The organism is Paracoccus sp. BR5-17, assembly GCF_055693925.1.
This window is the reverse complement of record NZ_JBVFUV010000003.1, coordinates 1,082,423-1,100,744: the sequence shown is the minus strand read 5'-3', so window position 1 is coordinate 1,100,744 and position 18,322 is coordinate 1,082,423. Positions and strand designations below refer to the sequence as shown.

Annotated in this window: 17 protein-coding genes; 11 read left to right on the top strand and 6 right to left on the bottom strand. The window is 69.0% G+C overall.

The window, feature by feature from the left end; genetic code table 11:
• The first annotated feature begins 134 nt into the window (after positions 1–134).
• Positions 135–500 carry a DUF983 domain-containing protein gene (locus ACZ1HC_RS06850; RefSeq protein WP_472700799.1) on the top strand — a complete coding sequence of 122 codons (366 nt, stop codon included), beginning with the start codon at positions 135–137 and terminating at the stop codon, positions 498–500.
• Here ACZ1HC_RS06850 and ACZ1HC_RS06845 read toward each other — a convergent pair.
• Positions 497–1,576 (bottom strand): PA0069 family radical SAM protein, encoded by a 1,080-nt coding sequence (locus ACZ1HC_RS06845; protein ID WP_472699321.1) that lies wholly within the window; start codon positions 1,574–1,576, stop codon positions 497–499. The genes ACZ1HC_RS06850 and ACZ1HC_RS06845 overlap by 4 nt on opposite strands.
• A gap of 101 nt (positions 1,577–1,677) precedes the next feature.
• Between ACZ1HC_RS06845 and yghU the strand changes: the two genes are divergently transcribed.
• The gene (gene yghU, locus ACZ1HC_RS06840) at positions 1,678–2,544 is read left to right on the top strand and encodes a glutathione-dependent disulfide-bond oxidoreductase (RefSeq protein WP_472699320.1); all 867 of its coding nucleotides are present in this window, start codon (positions 1,678–1,680) and stop codon (positions 2,542–2,544) included.
• 135 nt (positions 2,545–2,679) lie between these two features.
• Here yghU and ilvC read toward each other — a convergent pair whose 3' ends face one another.
• Entirely contained in the window at positions 2,680–3,702 is a 1,023-nt protein-coding gene (gene ilvC / locus ACZ1HC_RS06835) for a ketol-acid reductoisomerase (RefSeq protein ID WP_472699319.1), read from the bottom strand.
• A gap of 129 nt (positions 3,703–3,831) precedes the next feature.
• Between ilvC and ACZ1HC_RS06830 the strand changes: the two genes are divergently transcribed.
• The 9 genes from ACZ1HC_RS06830 (at position 3,832) to ACZ1HC_RS06790 (ending at position 10,923) form a co-directional block, all read left to right on the top strand.
• Positions 3,832–4,287, top strand: coding sequence for an Lrp/AsnC family transcriptional regulator (locus ACZ1HC_RS06830; RefSeq protein ID WP_472699318.1), 456 nt, complete (start codon positions 3,832–3,834; stop codon positions 4,285–4,287).
• Positions 4,284–4,757, top strand: a complete 474-nt coding sequence (locus ACZ1HC_RS06825; RefSeq protein ID WP_472699317.1) for an Lrp/AsnC family transcriptional regulator — start codon at positions 4,284–4,286, stop codon at positions 4,755–4,757. The genes ACZ1HC_RS06830 and ACZ1HC_RS06825 overlap by 4 nt, the downstream gene beginning before the upstream one ends.
• 51 nt (positions 4,758–4,808) lie before the next feature.
• Positions 4,809–5,285 (top strand): DUF305 domain-containing protein, encoded by a 477-nt coding sequence (locus ACZ1HC_RS06820; protein ID WP_472699316.1) that lies wholly within the window; start codon positions 4,809–4,811, stop codon positions 5,283–5,285.
• 47 nt (positions 5,286–5,332) lie between these two features.
• Positions 5,333–6,559, top strand: coding sequence for a glutathionylspermidine synthase family protein (locus ACZ1HC_RS06815; protein ID WP_472699315.1), 1,227 nt, complete (start codon positions 5,333–5,335; stop codon positions 6,557–6,559).
• 12 nt (positions 6,560–6,571) lie between these two features.
• Positions 6,572–7,150, top strand: coding sequence for a DUF1190 domain-containing protein (locus ACZ1HC_RS06810; RefSeq protein WP_472699314.1), 579 nt, complete (start codon positions 6,572–6,574; stop codon positions 7,148–7,150).
• A gap of 69 nt (positions 7,151–7,219) precedes the next feature.
• Complete coding sequence (osmF, locus tag ACZ1HC_RS06805; protein ID WP_472699313.1) at positions 7,220–8,125, top strand: glycine betaine ABC transporter substrate-binding protein OsmF; 906 nt, start codon at positions 7,220–7,222, stop codon at positions 8,123–8,125.
• Between the two features lie 7 nt (positions 8,126–8,132).
• A complete protein-coding gene (locus tag ACZ1HC_RS06800; RefSeq protein WP_472699312.1) occupies positions 8,133–9,275 on the top strand; it encodes an ABC transporter permease in 1,143 nt (380 codons plus the stop codon).
• Complete coding sequence (locus ACZ1HC_RS06795) at positions 9,272–10,192, top strand: ABC transporter ATP-binding protein (RefSeq protein ID WP_472699311.1); 921 nt, start codon at positions 9,272–9,274, stop codon at positions 10,190–10,192. The genes ACZ1HC_RS06800 and ACZ1HC_RS06795 overlap by 4 nt, the downstream gene beginning before the upstream one ends.
• On the top strand, positions 10,189–10,923 hold the full coding sequence (locus ACZ1HC_RS06790) for an ABC transporter permease (protein ID WP_472699310.1): 735 nt from the start codon (positions 10,189–10,191) through the stop codon (positions 10,921–10,923). The genes ACZ1HC_RS06795 and ACZ1HC_RS06790 overlap by 4 nt, the downstream gene beginning before the upstream one ends.
• Positions 10,924–11,011: 88 nt before the next feature.
• Here ACZ1HC_RS06790 and ACZ1HC_RS06785 read toward each other — a convergent pair whose 3' ends face one another.
• The 4 genes from ACZ1HC_RS06785 to glgC form a co-directional block, all read right to left on the bottom strand.
• Positions 11,012–13,396, bottom strand: coding sequence for a glycogen/starch/alpha-glucan phosphorylase (locus ACZ1HC_RS06785; RefSeq protein WP_472699309.1), 2,385 nt, complete (start codon positions 13,394–13,396; stop codon positions 11,012–11,014).
• Between the two features lie 135 nt (positions 13,397–13,531).
• Positions 13,532–15,607, bottom strand: coding sequence for a glycogen debranching protein GlgX (gene glgX, locus ACZ1HC_RS06780; RefSeq protein WP_472699308.1), 2,076 nt, complete (start codon positions 15,605–15,607; stop codon positions 13,532–13,534).
• On the bottom strand, positions 15,604–17,031 hold the full coding sequence (glgA, locus tag ACZ1HC_RS06775; RefSeq protein WP_472699307.1) for a glycogen synthase GlgA: 1,428 nt from the start codon (positions 17,029–17,031) through the stop codon (positions 15,604–15,606). Before glgA ends, glgX begins: the two co-directional genes overlap by 4 nt.
• On the bottom strand, positions 17,028–18,284 hold the full coding sequence (gene glgC / locus ACZ1HC_RS06770; protein WP_472699306.1) for a glucose-1-phosphate adenylyltransferase: 1,257 nt from the start codon (positions 18,282–18,284) through the stop codon (positions 17,028–17,030). The genes glgA and glgC overlap by 4 nt, the downstream gene beginning before the upstream one ends.
• Positions 18,285–18,322: the final 38 nt, after the last annotated feature.

Here is an 18,322-nt window from a genome sequence, read left to right as displayed (position 1 = left end):
GCTAGGCACTGTCGTTTGGCCTTGAGGTTGCCCGCCGGTTCCCCATTTCCCCGCAGACGCCGGCATTTCGGCCTTCGGGCGAAAGGTCATCGCGCGGCACCGGCAGGCCAGGCAGAAGGACCGTGACCGTGACCATGACCGAGGAACGCGACACCCGGACCGCCGTTGTCCGGGGCCTGCTGAACCAGTGCCCCAATTGCGGCCAAGGCCGGCTGCTGCGGGGCTATCTGCGGGTTCCCGCCGAATGCGAAACCTGCCACGCCCCGCTGGGGCGTTATCCTGCGGCGGACGGCCCCGCCTTCTTCGCCATGACGATCATGCTTCTGCTGCTGATCCCGCTGATCGGCTTCACCTGGGTGCTGTTCCGGCCCAGCCCGGTCATGCTGCTGGTCATCACCGGGGCCATCACCACGATCCTGACGCTGATCGTGCTGCGCCTGGTGAAGGGAGCCTTCATCGGCTATCTCTGGGCCAAGAACGAACAGGATCGAGGCGCCTAGAACAGCGACAGTTGATCGCCTGCCCGGGGCGGCGGGGCGAAGCGGCTGCAGTCCAGCGGCGCCGCTTCGGTCCGATAACCCAGCCGCCGCCGCGCCAGCCGGAAGCGCTGAAGCGCCAGATCGGCCTCGGGTCCCGCGCCGCGGAAGCGATGGCCAAAGCGCGCGTCGTTGTCGCGCCCGCCGCGCATCGCCTGGACGCGGTTCATGACATGGGCGGCCATGCCGGGGCGGTTGCGGTCCAGCCAGTCGCGGAACAGGGGCGCCACCTCCAGCGGCAGGCGCAGCGGGATCATGCTGGCGGTGGTGGCGCCCGCCTCGCGCGCGGCCGCCAGGATCGCCTCGATCTCGGGCTCGGTCAGCACGGGGATGACCGGCGCCACCATCACCCGCACCGGAACGCCGGCACCGGCCAGTTCGCGGATGACCCGCAGCCGGGTCTGCGGGCTGGGCGCCCGAGGCTCCATCGCGCGCGCCAGGGCGGCGTCCAGGCTGGTGATGCTGATGCCCACCGCCGCCATGCCCTTGGCGGCCAGTTCCGCCCACAGGTCCAGGTCGCGCAGCACGACCCCGCCCCGCGTCACCAGGGTCGCCGGGTGGTTCCAGTCCGACAGCACCCGCAGGATCCCCGGCATGATCGCCAGCTTGGATTCGATCGGCTGGTAGGGGTCGGTGTTGGTGCCAAGCGCGATGGGCGCGGGGCGATAGCCGGGCCGCGCCAGTTCCCGCGCCAGCAGTTCGGCGGAATCGGGCTTGGCGGTGATGCGGGTCTCGAAATCCAGCCCGGGCGACAGTCCCAGCCAGGCATGGGTGGGCCGGGCATAGCAGTAGATGCAGCCATGCTCGCAGCCGCGATAGGGATTGATCGACCGGTCGAACGCGATATCGGGCGAGGTGTTGCGCGTGATGATGCTGCGCGGCCGTTCCATCGTGACTTGGGTGCGCAGCAACCGGCTTTCCTCGGGGATGTCCCAGCCGTCGGATTCGCGCAGCCGCTGATGGGGCTCGAACCGGCTGTCGGGGCGGCTGGCGGTGCCGCGGGCCTTCAGGCGCTCGTCTGGATCGCGAGGGGGCAACATGGTCCCAGGCTAGAACATTGCGGGAACCTTGGCCAGTGTTTTGACGGTTGATGTTCCCCCCTGCCGCCCTATCCTGCACCCCTCACAGACAGGAGGCCGTCATGACAGAGGATTACACCCCGCCCAAGGTGTGGAGGCAGAGCGGCGAGAACGGAGGCCAGTTCGCCAGCATCAACCGCCCGGTCGCCGGCGCCACCCACGACAAGGACCTGCCGGTGGGCAAGCACCCCCTGCAGCTTTATTCCTTGGCCACGCCGAACGGCCAGAAGGTCACGATCATGCTCGAGGAGCTGCTGGAGGCGGGCCATGACGCCGAATACGACGCCTGGCTGATCCGCATCGGCGATGGCGACCAGTTCGGCAGCGGCTTCGTGGCCGTCAATCCCAACTCGAAGATCCCCGCGATGATGGACCATTCGGTGACGCCGCCGCGCCGGGTGTTCGAATCGGGCTCGATCCTGCTTTATCTGGCCGAGAAGTTCGGCGCCTTCCTGCCCGGCGATCCCGCCGCGCGGACCGAGGCGATCAACTGGCTGTTCTGGCAGATGGGGGCCGGGCCCTTCCTGGGCGGCGGCTTCGGGCATTTCTACGCCTATGCGCCGACGAAGATCCAGTACGCCATCGACCGCTTCACCATGGAGGCCAAGCGCCAGCTTGACGTGCTGAACCGGCACCTGGCCGAGAACCGCTTCATGGCCGGCGACGACTATTCGATCGCGGACATGGCGATCTGGCCCTGGTACGGGCAACTGGTCGCGGGCAAGCTTTATGGCGAGGCGGCGACCTTCCTGGACGCGGGCATCTATGGCAATGTCCGCCGCTGGCAGGACGAGATCGCCGCGCGCCCCGCCGTCAAGCGCGGGATCATGGTCAACAAGATCAACGGGGATCCGTCACAGCAGCTGTGGGAACGCCACGACGCATCCGACTTCCAGACCCGGACGCAGGACAGGATCGGCACGGCATGAAGAAGGGGGCGTTGCCCCCCGTCCTTCGGACTCCCCCAGGATATTTTTCCACAGAAGAGACGGCATGGTCATCTTCTGTGCCCCAATATCCTCGGGGGTCCGGGGGTTGAAAACCCCCGGCTTTGGCGAAACGCCTCAGTTCCGCGTGCGATCGACCATCTTGCCCTTGGAAATCCAGGGCATCATCTCGCGCAGGCGGGCGCCCACCTGTTCGATCTGGTGTTCGTCGTTGATCCGGCGCGTCGCCTTGAAGGACGGCTGGCCGACGGCGTTTTCCTGCATGAAGTCGCGCACGAACTTGCCGGTCTGGATGTCGCGAAGAACCGCCTTCATGCGGGCCTTGGTCTCGTCATAGGGCAGGATCCGCGGGCCGCTGACATATTCGCCATATTCGGCCGTATTGCTGATCGAGTAGTTCATGTTGGCGATGCCGCCCTCATAGATCAGATCGACGATCAGCTTCACCTCGTGCAGGCATTCGAAATAGGCCATCTCGGGTTCGTATCCCGCCTCGACCAGCGTCTCGAACCCCATCCGGATCAGTTCGACCAGGCCGCCGCACAGCACCGCCTGTTCGCCGAACAGGTCGGTCTCGCATTCCTCGCGGAAGTTGGTCTCGATGATGCCCGACCGCCCGCCGCCGATGGCCGAGCAATAGGACAGCGCCACGTCAAGCGCCTTGCCGGTCGCGTCGTTGTGGACGGCCACCAGGCAGGGCACGCCGCCGCCCTTGGTGTATTCCCCGCGCACCGTGTGGCCTGGACCCTTGGGCGCCATCATGATGACATCAACGCCGGGCTTCGGCTCGATCAGGCCGAAATGCACGTTCAGGCCGTGGGCGAAGGCGATCGCCGCGCCCTCGCGCAGGTTGTCGTGGACGTATTTCCGGTAGGTTTCGGCCTGCAGTTCGTCCGGCATGGTGAACATGATCAGGTCGGCCCAGGCGGCGGCCTCGGCGATGCCCATGACCTTCAGGCCCTCGGCTTCGGCCTTCCGGGCCGAGGGGCTGCCCTCGCGCAGGGCGACGACCAGGTTCCGGGCTCCCGAATCGCGCAGGTTCAGCGCGTGGGCGTGGCCCTGGCTGCCATAGCCCAGGATCGCTACCTTCCTGTCCTTGATGAGGTTCACGTCGCAATCGCGGTCGTAGTAGACGCGCATCTGTTCGTCCTTTCCTTCTGCCAGCGCCGTTCTAGCGCCGCGCCAGCGATAATGCGCGTGCAGCAAAGGCGCTTCTTGCGGTGGTTTGCGAAAAGATCATGCCGTGATAATGCATTTGGCATGGATTTCATGCCCGACAGCACCGATCGCCGCATCCTGCGCCAGCTTCTGGCCGATCCCGGGGCCGCCAACGCCGTCCTGGCCGAACGCGCGGGCGTGGCGCCCGGCGCGCTGTGGCGGAGGCTGGAGCGGATGCGCGAGGCGGGCGTGCTGAAGGGCGTGCAGGCGCGCATCGACTGGCGGGCGATGGGCTGGGCAGTCGAGGTCAGCCTGCGCTTCACGCTGGACAAGACCAACCCCCGCGCCTTCGACGAATTCCTGCACGCCCTGCGCCAGGTTCCCGAGGTGATCGAGATCCAGTCCTTCCTGGGCAGCGTGGACTGGCGGGCCTCGGTCATCGCCCGGGACATGGCCCATTGGCAGCAGGTCTATCGCGACCGCATCCTGACCCTGCCCCATATCGCCGAACTGGACGCGCTGATGCTGGTCGCCACCATCAAGGACAGCGAGGATCTGGCGCTGTGACCGACGTCGATGCGACCGACCTGGCAATCCTGCGCGTCCTGGCAGCCGACGCCACCCGCAGCGCCGCCGAGGTGGGCCGGGCGGTCGGCATCGGCCAGCCGGCGGCCTGGCGGCGCATCCGGCGGCTGACCGATCAGGGCGTGATCGCGGGACAGCGCGTGGTGCTGGACCAGGCCGCCCTTGGCTTCGGGGTGACGGTCTTTCTGGGCATCAGGCTGGCCGCCAAGGGCCGCACCGGGCTGGAGGATTTCGAACGCGCCGTCACCGCCATCGCCGAGGTGCAGCTGGTCCAGCACGTCCTGGGCCAGTTCGACTATCGCCTGCGCGTCACCGCCCGCGACATCAGCGATTTCGAACGCATCCTGCGCCGCCGCATCATGACGCTGCCCGGCGTGGGCCAGGTCGAGGCGAACGTGATGCTGTCCGAAGAACGCCGGCCCGGGCCCCTGGGCGGGGCGGACGGCGCCTGAAACCTTTCGCCGCCCGGCTTGTTGGGTCCGCAGATCCCGCAGGAGCGTCCCATGAGCTATTCCCGCTTTTTCGGCACCATTGCCGTCTCTACCGCCGTCATGTTCGCGATGATGTATCTGAACACCTGGGACATCAGCCATGTCCGGTTCAGCCAGACCCGCGCCTGGATGGCGCTGTACATGGGCGGCGGCATGGCGATCGTGATGCTGGTGGCGATGTGGTCGATGTTTCCCGACCGGAAGCGGAACCTGGCTGCGCTTGGGGTTTCGGCCCTGGCCTTCGCGCTGGGCCTGTTCATGGTGCGCAGCCAGGCCACGGTGGACCAGGTGTCCTGGATGAAGGCGATGATCCCGCATCATTCCATCGCCATCCTGACCAGCACCCGCGCCGACATCCAGGACCCCCGCGTCCGCGCGTTGGCCGACGGGATCATCGAGACGCAGCGGCGCGAGATCGCCGAGATGGAGGCCCTGATCGCCGATCTGCAGGGCGGCCCTGCCGCGACGCCGGCGGTGGATGGGCAATGACGGGGATTTGGCTGGCCCGGCCCGCGGCGACAGGCTAAGCCTGTCCCATGCAAAAGATCACGCTTCCCGAACGGCCCCACTGGCGCGACACCGCGCGCGAGGTGGGATTCACCTTCGCCGACATGCATGGCGAGCCCTATTGGGACGAAACGTCAGCCTACCGGTTCACGTTGCGCCAGATCGAGGACGATATCGAGGATCCCTCGACCGACCTGCACGCCATGTGCCGCGACGCCGTGGCCGAGATCGTCACCAGCCAACAGATGATGGAGCGGCTGGGCATCCCGCCGCAGCACCGCGACCTGGTGGCCTACAGCTGGCACCGCAACGAGCCCGAGATCTATGGCCGGCTGGACCTGGCCTATGACGGCAAGGGGCCGGCGAAGCTGCTGGAATACAACGCCGACACGCCCACCTCGCTTTACGAAAGCGCGGCCTTCCAGTGGCAATGGCTGGAAGACCAGCTTGCGGCGGGGGTGCTGCCGCGCGGGGCTGACCAGTTCAACGGCATCCACGAGGCGCTTGTGGAGCGCTTCCGCGCGCTGTTCGACCCCGGCACCGACATCCACTTCACCGCGGTCGCCAACAACCCCGAGGATTACGCCACCGTCGAGGCGATGGCCTGGGCGGCGCGCGAGGCGGGCATGGGCGCGCATTACAGCGATCTGGACAAGCTGGGCGTCAGCAGGCAGGGCCAGTTCGTCGACGACCAGGACCGGGTCATCGGCACGCTATTCAAGCTGTACCCCTGGGAGGATCTGCTGCGCGACGACTACGCCCGCCACATCAAGGGCTCGGGCTGCCTGTTCCTGGAGCCGGCCTGGAAGGCGCTTGTATCGAACAAGGGCATCCTGGCGGTCCTGTGGCAGATGTTCGAGGGTCATCCGAACCTGCTGCCCGCCTTCTTCGCCGATGACGTGGCCGATGCGCTTGTGGCGGGTGGCCGTCCGGTGCCGGCGGTCGCCGCGGCCTTCGACAAGGTGGCCGAAGGGTTCAGGCGCGGCCATGTGGTCAAGCCGATCTTTTCGCGCGAGGGCGCCGGCGTCAGCATCGTCGAGGCTGGCAATGTCACCGAGGTCTCACCAAATAGGGACTATGACCATCACCCCCGCATCGTCCAGGCCTATGCGCCGCTGCCCGACTTCGACGGCTTCCGGCCTGTCGTCGGCGCCTGGATCGTGGGCGACCGCTGCGTGGGCATGGGCCTGCGCGAGGACCGGACGCGCATCACCCAGGATCTGTCGCGCTTCAAGCCGCATTTCATCGCCGACTGAGGAGGCAAGGCCATGAGGAAACGTTCCAGAACCGTCGCCCTGACCATCCTTGGCGCCGCCAGCTTCGCCATCGCCGGCTGCCGCGAGGAGCAGGTCGAGGCGCAGGCCTTCCCCGACCTGAACGCCTGCCTGGCCGCGGCCGATCAGGGCGGCCTGTTCACGCCCGACGACTGCCGCCAGTCCTTTGCCGAGGCCGAACAGCTGCATGTCGAATCGGCGCCCCGCTATGACAGCCTGCAGGTCTGCGAGGAACAGCACGGCGTCGGCAACTGCGGGTCGGAAGACCAGCAGGTGGCCAACGGCGGCTCGGGCAGCATCTTCATGCCGCTGCTGGCGGGATACCTGATCGGCTCGATGCTGGGCGGCCGCGGGATGGCGCGGTCCCAGCCGATGTACCGCACCGCCCAAGGCGGCTATACCAACGCGGCGCGGACCAGCACCTTCTCCAGCAACACCGGCCGGGCGGCGCTGAACCCCAGCCAGTTCGCCCGTCCCGCCGCCACGGCGGGCCAGGCGCCGATGTCGCGCGCCACCGCCGCCTCGCGCGGGGGGTTCGGGTCAAGCGCGGCCGGGCGCAGTTTTGGCGGTTGACCCGGCAGGATTTTGAGGGAACCCTGACCCGGCCACAGCGTCTTGTCCCGTCCCGTCAGGAGTTTTGCCATGTCCCGCCTTGCCCCGCTTGCCGCCGCCCTGCTGATGGCGGCGACGCCCCTTGCCGCACAGGACATCGTCGTGTCCTCGAAGATCGATACCGAAGGCGGGCTTCTGGGCAACATGATCCTGCTGGCGCTGCAGGACGCCGGCCTGCCGGTGCAGGATCGTCTGCAACTGGGCGGGACGCCGATCATGCGCGACGCGATCACCGCGGGCCAGATCGACATCTATCCCGAATACACCGCCAATGGCGCCTTCTTCTTCAACGAGGCCGACAGCCCGGTCTGGAAGGACGCGGCCCAGGGCTATGCCCGGGTGGCGGAACTGGACCGCGAACAGAACGACATCGTCTGGCTGACCCCCGCGCCCGCCAACAACACCTGGGCCATCGCGCTGCGCCAGGACGTGGCGCAGGAAAACGGCCTGACCACGATGACGCAGATGGGCGAATGGATCGCGGGCGGCGGGCCGATCAAGCTGGCCGCCTCGTCCGAATTCGTGACCTCGCCGGCGGCGTTGCCGGCCTTCCAGGAAACCTACGGCTTCACCCTGACGCCCGATCAGCTTGTCCAGCTTGCGGGCGGCGACACCGCCGCCACCATCGCGGCGGCCGCCCAGCAGACCTCGGGGGTGAACGCGGCGATGGTCTATGGCACCGACGGCGCCATCGCCGAGGCCGGGCTGGTGGTGATGGAGGACGACAAGGCCGTGCAGCCGGTCTATCAGCCCGCCCCCATCGTCCGGGCCGAGGTGCTGGAAGCCCATCCCCGGATCGCCGAGGTGCTGGAGCCGATCTTCGCCTCGCTGACGCTGGAGACCCTGCAGACGCTGAACGGCCGCATCCAGATCGGCGGCGAGCCGGCCTCGGCCGTGGCGCGGGACCATCTGACGCAGGCGGGCTTTCTGGACTGATCCGGCGGTGCGGCTGTCGCCCCCGCCGGTCCTGTTCGCGCTGATCGGCGCGGCCGGGCTGGCGCTGCCGCTGGTGCAGTTCAAGCCGAACCGGATCGTCCCGGGCGAAGGGGTTTGGCTGACCGCCCTGCCCTACGGCCTGCCCCTGACGCTGGCCCTGGGATCGGTGCTGCTGGCGGCCTGCCTGGCCGCTTGGCCCGCCCCGGTGCGGCTGGGGGCCGCGGCGCTGGGGCTGCTGGCGGCAATACTGTCGCTGGGCCATGCCGCGTCGCAGCTGACGCCCGAGGGCAACAGCCTGGCGCGGGTGTCCCCCGCCGCGGGATTCTGGCTGCTGGCGCTGGCCTTCGGGCTGATGCTGGCCGATGCGGTGGGCCGTCTGCGCCCGTCGCTGGCGCTGCGCTGGCTGCTGCTGGCCTCGGCGCTGGGACTTGGTGCCGCGATCCTGGGATCGGGGCTTCTGGACGGGGTGTCGGTGATGCGCGAATACGCCAGCCGCCGCGACCTTTTCGCGCGCGAGGCCGGGGCGCATCTGATGCTGGCCTTCGGGTCGCTGGGCGCGGCATTGCTGCTGGGCATCCCGGCCGGCATCGCGATCTTCCAGGCGCCGCGCTGGCGGGGGCCGGTGCTGGGGGTGCTGAACATCCTGCAGACCATCCCCTCGCTGGCGCTGTTCGGGGTCATGATCCCGGTCCTGGGCTGGGTCGCCGCCAGCCTGCCCGGCGCGGCCAGGCTGGGCGTGTCGGGGATCGGCGTCTTTCCGGCGCTCGTGGCGCTGTTTCTGTATTCACTGCTGCCGGTGGTGTCGAACACCCTGGCGGGGCTGTCCGGGGTTCCCGCCGCCATCCGCGACGCGGCGGTGGGCCTGGGCATGACCCGGCCGCAGGTGCTGGCGCAGGTGCTGGTGCCGCTGGCGCTGCCGGTGCTGCTGGCGGCGGTGCGGATCGCGCTGGTCCAGAACATCGGCCTGGCGGTGATCGCCGGCCTGATCGGCGGCGGCGGCTTCGGCACCTTCGTCTTTCAGGGGCTGAACCAGACGGCGATGGATCTGGTGCTGCTGGGCGCGCTGCCGACCATCGCCCTGGCCCTGGTCGCGGGCATCGCCCTGGACCTGCTGATCCAGGCCAGCCGCAGGGGGGCCACCGCCCCATGATCGAGATCCGCAACCTGTCCCGCCTCTATGACGGCGTTGCCGTGGTGGACGATGTCAGCCTGACGGTCGAGAGCGGCCAGCTTGCGGTGCTGGTCGGAACCTCGGGGTCGGGCAAGACGACGTTGCTGCGGATGATCAACCGGCTGGTCCGGCCCTCGGCCGGGCAGGTGCTGATCGACGGCGTGGATACCGCGACCCTGCCCGCGCCCCTGCTGCGCCGGCGGATCGGCTATGCGATCCAGGGCCACGGGCTGTTCCCGCACCGGACCGTGGCGCAGAACATCGCCACCGTGCCGCGCCTGCTGCGCTGGCCCCGCCGGCAGATCGACGCGCGGGTGGACGAACTGCTGGCGCTGTTTCAGCTGGACCCCGCCGCCTTCCGTGACCGGATGCCCCACCAGCTGTCGGGCGGGCAGGCGCAGCGCGTGGGCGTGGCCCGCGCCCTGGCGGCGCGGCCCGACCTGCTGCTGATGGACGAGCCCTTCGGGGCGCTGGATCCGCTGATCCGGGCCAAGGCGCAGGACGACCTGCGCCAGATCCAGCGGCAGCTGGGCACGACGCTGATCCTGGTCACCCACGACATGACCGAGGCGGTGGATCTGGGCGACCGCATCGCCGTCATGGACCGGGGCCGGCTGCTGCAATACGACAGCCCGGCGCGCATCCTCACCGACCCGGCGACGCCCTTCGTGCGCGACCTGATCGGCACGACGGACCGGGCGCTGCGGCTGCTGTCGCTGAGCCGCGTCGGCGACATCGCCGCCCCGGGCGACGCCCCCGGCGCGGCCATCCCGCCCGAGGCCTCGCTGCGCGACGCCTTGGCCGAATGCCTGTGGAGCGGACGCGACGCCCTGCCCGTCCAGGGCGGCGGGGTCGTCACCCTGGACGCGCTGCGCGCCCGGGCCCGGGCGCGATGACCGGACGGATCCTTCTGGGGCTGGCGGGGCTGTTCCTGCTGGCCTTCCTGGCCGCCCCCGCGGCCTTCGCGCCGCTGTTCCAGCCCTTCACCCGCAACGGCGCCCCGGCGATCTACAGCCAGACCAGCCTGCTGTCGCTGACCCTGTCGCATCTGGGGATCGTGGCGGTGGCGGTCGCGGCCTCGACCGTGGTGGGGCTGGTGCTGGCGATCCTGGTCACGCGCGGCGCCGGGCGCGAGTTCCTGCCCCTGGCGCGCACGGTCACCGCGGTGGGCCAGACCTTCCCGCCGGTCGCGGTGCTGGCGCTTGCGGTGCCGGTGATGGGCTTCGGCACCGGCCCGACGCTGGTCGCGCTGTTCCTCTACGGGCTGCTGCCGGTGTTCGAGAACGCCCTGGCCGGCCTGACCGGCCAGCCCCCGCAGGTGACCGAGGCCGCCCGCGGCATGGGCCTGACGCCCCGGCAGCGGCTGTGGCAGATCGACCTGCCGCTGGCCCTGCCGCTGCTGCTGGCGGGAATGCGGCTGACGGCGGTGATCTCGCTGGGGACGGCGACCATCGGCTCGACCGTGGCCGCGCGCACCCTGGGCGAGGTCATCATCGCCGGGCTGCTGTCGTCCAACACCGCCTTCGTTCTTCAGGGCGGGCTGGTCGTGGGCCTGCTGGCGGTGCTGATCCACCACGGCTTTCAGGGGATCGAAAGGCGGCTGCGGGCGCGTCGGGGGCTGGCCTGACCGGGACGCGGCCCGCCCGTCCTCTTGCGCGCCGCGCTTCGGTGCGGCGCGCGGGTCCGGCGCCGCGCCCTGAAGGGGTCCCTGGGGTTCAGATGGCGATGGGCCGCACCTGCCAGATGTCGTTCATGTAGCCCCGGATCGTCCGGTCCGAGGAGAAGAACCCCGACCGGGCGATGTTCAGGGCGGCCATCCGGTCCCAGGTGGCGCTGTCGCGATAGGCGGAATCGATCCGGCGCTGCGTGGCGAAGTAATCGTCGAAGTCGCTGGCGACCAGGAAGGGATCGTCGTTCCAGGTCCGGTCCAGAAGCGTGTAATAGCTTTCCGCCCGCCCGAACCGCCCCTCCGAGATCAGCTGCAGCGCGTTGCGCAGGTCCTGGCTCTTGTCGATGGCCTGGCGGGCATGGCCCGGCGTCACCGCCTCGGTCGCGGCCTGGCCGGCGGTCAGGCCGAACAGGAAGAAGTTCTCGGGCCCGACCAGATCGCGGATCTCGACATTGGCGCCGTCCAGCGTGCCGATGGTCAGCGCGCCGTTCATGGTGAACTTCATGTTGCCGGTGCCCGAGGCCTCTTTTCCCGCGGTGCTGATCTGTTCGGACAGGTCGGCGGCCGGGATCAGATCCTCGGCCATCGAGACGTTGTAGTTCGGCGGATAGGCGATCTGCAGATAGCGGCTGGTCACCGGGTCGGCGTTGATCGTCGCCGCCACGTCGTTGATGAGGTGGATCACCGATTTCGCCAGCCAGTAACCGGGCGCCGCCTTGCCGCCGAAGATCTTGACGCGCGGCGTCCAGTCGCCGTTGGGGTCGTCGTGGATGCGCTTCCACAGGGCGATGGCTTCCAGGATGTTCAGAAGCTGGCGCTTGTATTCGTGGACCCGCTTCACCTGGATGTCGAAGATCGCGTCCGGGTCGGCCCGGATGCCCAGATCGGCCAGAAGCCCGTCCGACAGCCAGACCTTGTTGGCGCGCTTGACCTGGCCCAGCGCCTCGCGGAAGGCCGGATCCTCGGCATGGGGTTCCAGATCGCGCAGCCGGTCCAGATCGGTGGTCCAGCCGTCGCCGATGGTGTCGTCCAGCAGCCGGGCCAGCCCGGGGTTCGACATGCGCAGCCAGCGGCGCGGCGTGACGCCGTTCGTCTGGTTCACGATGCGGTCCGGGTGCAGCCGGTGCAGGTCGGCAAAGACCGTGTCCTTGACCAGATCGGTGTGCAGGGCCGACACCCCGTTCACCCTGCTGGCCATGATGAAGGCCAGTTCGCCCATCCGCACCTGGTCGTTCTGGACGATGCCGACATGGGGCGGGCGGTTCGTGGCCTGGCGGTGGTCGTCGTCGATCATCTGGATGATCTGCATGTGCCGCGGCAGCACGCCCCCCATCAGCCAGGTGGACCAGCGCTCCAGGGCCTCGGGCATCAGCGTGTGGTTGGTATAGTTCAGCGTGCCCCGCGCCAGGTCGCGGGCCTGATCGAAGGGCAGGCCGTGATCGTCCATCAGCAGCCGGATCAGTTCCGGCCCGGCGATGGCGGGGTGGGTGTCGTTCAGCTGCATCGCCACCTTGTCGGGCAGCAGCCGCAGGTCGCCGTGTTCGGCCAGGAAGCGGCGCAGGATGTCCTGCAGCGATGCCGAGGTCAGGAAGTATTCCTGCTTCAGGCGCAGCTCCTTGCCGGCGTCGGTCCGATCGTCGGGATAGAGGACGCGCGACAGGGTCCGGGCCAAGGCCTCGGGTTCGGCCGCCGCCGTATGGTCGCCCGCGTTGAAGCGGTGCAGATCCAGCAGCGTGGTCGGATGTGCCCCCCACAGCCGCAGCGTGTTGGCCCAGCCGCCGCCCCATCCCACCACCGGCGTATCGTAGGCGCGCGCGATCACGCTTTCGCCCGGGCGCCAGACGGTGCGGCCGTCCACGGTCTCGACATGGCCCTTGAAGCCGACCGTATAGCTGTAGTCGATCTTGACGAATTCCCAGGGATGGGGCTGGTTCAGCCAGTCCTCGGGCGTCTCGACCTGCTGGCCGCCCTCGAACCGCTGGCGGAACAGCCCGTGTTCGTAGCGGATGCCATAACCGAAGGCCGGGCAGTGCAGCGAGGACAGCGATTCCATGAAGCAGGCCGCCAGCCGCCCCAGCCCGCCATTGCCCAGCGCGGCGTCAGGCTCGTTGTCCAGGATCTCCTGCTTGTCGAGGCGCAGCATCCGCAGCGCCTCGTCCATGGGCTGTTCCAGGCCCAGGTTGATGATCGCGTCGCCCAGCATCCGCCCGATCAGGAACTCCATCGACAGATAGCAGACGCGCTTGGCGCCCTGGTCACGGGCGGCGCGGAAGGCATCGACCCAGGTGCCCGCGATCATGTCGCGCACGGTATAGCTGACCGCCATCCGCCAGTCGAAGGGCGTGGCGAATTCGGCGCCGCGCCCCTGGCTGTGGGTCAGGTGGTGAAGGATCTGGTCGTGAAGGGCCTGAGCCGAAGGGATGTTCTGCAATAGAGCCTCTTGCCGGCTGGAAACTGGTTCTGACCCCGATCGCCGCGGCAAATGCCGGGGGTTGAGTCCTGTTGCCAGTTTTCGCGGGACTTGAAAAGCCCGGATGCCGCGGCGCCCCGCCAGGCGGCCGGCCGGTCAGCGGGAACTGCCCAGCAGGAAGGCAACGACGCTTTCGCCCACGATCGGTTCCTCGGGTCCCGCGGGACGGTCCGCCACCCGGTCCTGCGCGGTGTCCAGCCGCCTGCGCCACTGGCCCCCACGTCCCGGATCGGGCATCCGCACCAGCGTGTCGGGGCCGTTGTTGAAGACCAGGAACGCCGCGCCCGGCAGCGCCGCATAGGCCGGGGTGCCCGATGCCATGCGCATCTCGGCCGCCAGCAGGCGCCGGTCGGGGTCGGACCAGTCGTCCAGCGTCATCGCCGCCCCGTCGGCGCGGCGCCAGAACAGGTCGGGCAACCCGTCGCCTTCGCGCGGCTGGCTGTGCAGGAAGCGGCGTTGCCGCAGGATCGGGCAGGATTGGCGGAAGGCGATGGCTTGGCGGCAGAACGCCAGGAAGGCCGGATCGGTGCCGTCCCACTGGATCCAGCCGATCGAGTTATCCTGGCAATAGGCGTTGTTGTTGCCGCCTTGCGAATTGCTCAGCTCGTCGCCCGCCAGCAGCATCGGCGTGCCCTGGCTCAGCATCAGGGTGGCGATCATGTTGCGGCGGCGGCGGTCGCGGCGAGCCAGGATGGCGGGATCGCCGGTCGGTCCCTCGACGCCCATGTTGTCCGAGATGTTGTCGTCGTGGCCGTCGCGGTTGCCTTCGCCGTTGGCCTCGTTGTGCTTCTTGCCGTAGCTGACGGTGTCCATCAGCGTGAAGCCGTCATGGGCGGCCACGAAATTGACGCTGGAGGTGGCCGCGCGGCCGTCGTGGTCGAAGCGCGCGGCCGATCCGGCGACGCGCTTGGCCAGCCGGCCGACATGGGCCGCATCGCCCCGCCAGAAGCCGCGCACCCCGTCGCGGAAGCGGTCGTTCCATTCGCAGAAGGGGGCGGGATAGGCGCCCAGCCGATAGCCGCCCTCGCCCAGATCCCAGGGCTCGGCGATCAGCTTGACGCGGTTCAGCACCGGGTCCTGCTGGACCGCCCGGAAGAACGGCCCGTCGCGGTCGAAGACCCCGCGCGTGCGGCCCAGCACCGAACACAGGTCGAAGCGGAAGCCGTCCACGTGCATCGCCTCGACCCAGTAGCGCAGGCTGTCCATCACCAGCCGCAGGGCAAAGGGGCTGTCCAGATCCAGGACGTTGCCGGTGCCCGCGTCGTTCACGTAGAAGCGCCGGTCGTCCCTGAGCCGGTAATAGGCGGCGTTGTCGATGCCGCGCAGGGACAGGGTCGGGCCCAGCTCGTCGCCCTCGGCGGTGTGGTTGTGGACCACGTCCAGGATCACCTCGATCCCCGCCTGATGGAAGCGCGCGACCATCCGCTGGAACTCGGCGATGTCGCCCGTCTCCAGATAGCGCGGGTCGGGCGCGAAGAAGCCGTAGGACATGTAGCCCCAGTAGTTCGACAGGCCCCGCCGCGCCAGGAAGCGGTCGTCGGCGAAGGCCTGGACTGGCAGCAGTTCGACGGCGGTGACGCCCAGCCGGCTCAGGTGGTCCAGGATCGGGTCCGAGGCCAGGGCCAGAAAGCTTCCGGGCCGGTCCACCCCCGGATGCAGCATGGTCAGGCCCTTCACATGCGCCTCGTAGATGACCGTCTCGGTCAGCGGGCGGCGGGGCGGGCGGTCGTCGCCCCAGTCGAAGGCCGGATCCGCCACCACGGATCGCGGCATGAACGGCGCGCTGTCGCGGCGGTCGAAGGACAGGTCGGCATCGGCATGTCCGGCGCTGTATCCCAGCAGCGCGTCGTGGATGCGCGGATTGCCGGTCAGGCGGCGGGCATAGGGGTCGATCAGCAGCTTGTTGGTGTTGAAGCGGTGCCCGTCGCGGGGCCGGTAGGGGCCCTGGACGCGGTATCCGTATCGTTGCCCCGGCGCCAGGCCGGCGACATGGCCGTGCCAGACATAGCCCTCGCGTTCCGGCAGGGGAATCCGCGTCTCGCGGCCCGCTTCGTCGAACAGGCATAGCAGCACCTGGTCGGCGTGGCGCGAAAAGAGGGCGAAGTTGACCCCGTCCCCGTCCACGGTGGCGCCCAGCGGAAAGGGATGCCCGGCCGACAGGGAATAGCTCATCGTCCCCCCGCCAGCCTGGCGTAGAGCGCCGCATAGGCGCGGGCGGACTGGTCCCAGCCGACCGGATGGGCCATGCCGTTCGCCGCCATCCGCGACCAGGTATCGTGGTCCCGATAAAGCCCGCAGAGCCGCGTCAGCGCGCCGCGCAGCGCATCGGCCGTCACCGGAGTGAACTGCAGCCCCGTCGCCACCCCGCGCGCCAGCGCCGCGGGCGAGGCGTTGATGACCGTGTCCGCAAGCCCCCCGGTCAGCGCCACGACCGGCACCGTGCCGTAGCGCAGCCCGTACATCTGCGTCAGGCCGCAGGGCTCGAACCGCGAGGGCACCAGGATGGCGTCGCCCCCGGCGATCATCCGGTGCGACAGCCCCTCGTCATAGCCGATGCGGACGGCGACATGGGGGCTGCGGCCGGCCAGGTCGCGGAAGGCGTTCTCCAGCCAGCCTTCCCCCGATCCCAGGACCGCCAGTTGCCCGCCGTGATCCAGCAGCGCGGGCAGCGCGTCCGGCACCAGGTCGAGGCCCTTCTGGTGGCTCATCCGGGACACGATGACGCAAAGCGGCCCCTCGGCGTCCGGCAGGCCCATCTCGGCGCGCAGGGCGGCCTTGTTGGGGGCCTTGCCCGCAGGGTCGTGATAGGGCCGGATCGCCGGATCGGCGGCGGGGTTCCAGATGTCCAGGTCGATGCCGTTCAGGATGCCGGTCAGCGCCTCGCGCCGGTGGCGGATCACCCCGTCCAGGCCCATGCCGTATTCCGGGGTCATCAGTTCGGCCGCATAGGTGGGCGAGACGGTGGTCAGCGCATCCGCCCCCATCAGCCCCGCCTTCAGCGCCGAGACGCCGCCATAGAATTCATAGCCCTCGATGTGGAAGCGCCAGGGGTCAAGGCGCAGCGACCCGATCCGGCCCGGATCGGTGGATCCGGTGAAGGCGATGTTGTGGATGGTCAGCACCGTCGCCGGGCCGCCGCCCATCTGGCGCAGGTATTCGGTGAAGAAGCCCGCCTGCCAGTCATGGCCGTGCAGCACCTGCGGATGCCAGCCCAGCGCGCCGTGGACGCCGACATGCGCACCGACCCAGGACAGCGCAGCGAAGCGTTCCGGGTTGTCGGGCCAGTCGCGCCCGTCGGCGTCCAGATAGGGGCTGCCGGCCCGCGCGAACAGGTGGGGCGCGTCGATCGCCAGCAGGTCCAGCCCCGCCGCGCGGCCCGCCAGAAGCCGCGCGGGCGCCCCGAACAGGTCGTGGTAGTAGAAGACTTCGGACACGTCCCGCAGCGCGCCCATGACGGCCGGATAGCCGGGCAGCAGGGTCCGCATCTGCACCCCCTCGGCCCGCAGCGCCGCCGGCAGGGCGCCCGCGACATCCGCCAGCCCGCCCGTCTTGACCAGCGGCGCGCATTCCGACGCGATCGACAGGACGCGCGTCAAAGGCCCGCCGCCCGCCGGTCCAGCATGTCCTGGGTGATCAGGGTGATGCCGCCCTCGCTGACGCGGAACCACCGGGCGTCTTCCTGCGGATCCTCGCCCACGACCAGCCCATCGGGAATGACCACGCCCGCGTCGATGACCGCGCGGGTCAGCCGCGCCCTGCGGTTCACCGTGACATAGGGCAGGACCACCACATGATCCAGCTGGGCATAGCTGTTGGTATGGACCTGCGTGAACAGCAGCGAGTTGCGGATCTCGGTCCCCGAGATGATGCAGCCCCCCGACACCATCGACGAGACGGCGATCCCGCGCCGGTCCTTCTCGTCATGGATGAACTTGGCGGGCGGCACGCTTTCGGCATAGGTCCAGATCGGCCATTCGCGGTCCCACAGGTTCAGTTCCGGGGTGAAATCCGTCAGGTCGATGTTGGCCTGCCAGAAGGCGTCGATGGTGCCCACGTCCTTCCAGTAGGGCGGCGCCCCGGGGTCGCGCACGCAGGACACGTCGAAGCGGTGCGCCATCGCCTTGCCGTTCCTGACGATGGCGGGGATCAGGTCATGGCCGAAGTCGTGGCTGGATTCGGGATCCTGCGCATCGCGCAGCAGCAGGTCGCGCAGGAAGGGCCAGCTGAAGACATAGATCCCCATCGAGGCCAGCGCGCTGTTCGGGTCGTCGGGCATCCCCGGCGGATCGGCGGGCTTTTCCAGAAACGAGGTGATGCGCCCGGCGTCGTCCACGGCCATCACGCCGAAGGCGGTGGCCTCCATCCGCGGCACCGTCAGGCAGCCGATGGTCACGTCTGCGCGGCTCTCGCAATGCTCGCGCAGCATGATCTCGTAATCCATCTTGTAGATGTGGTCGCCCGCCAGGATGACGATGTAATCCACGTCATAGCTGTCCACGATGTCGATGTTCTGGGTCACCGCATCGGCGGTGCCGCGATACCAGTGTTCCTCGGACATCCGCTGGCTGGCGGGCAGGATGTCCATGAATTCGTTGCGTTCGGCGCGAAAGAAGTTCCACCCCCGCTGGACGTGGCGGATCAGGCTGTGGGCCTTGTACTGCGTGGCCACGGCGATCTTGCGGATGCCGGAGTTCATCGCGTTCGACAGCGCGAAGTCGATGATGCGGGTCTTGCCGCCGAAATAGACCGCCGGCTTCACCCGGCGGTCGGTCAATTCCCTCAGACGGCTTCCGCGTCCCCCGGCCAGCACGAAGGCCATCGCGCGGCGCGTCAGTCTCGGCTCACTCATGGACCATCCTCCCCTTCAACCCCCCGAATGCAACCCGC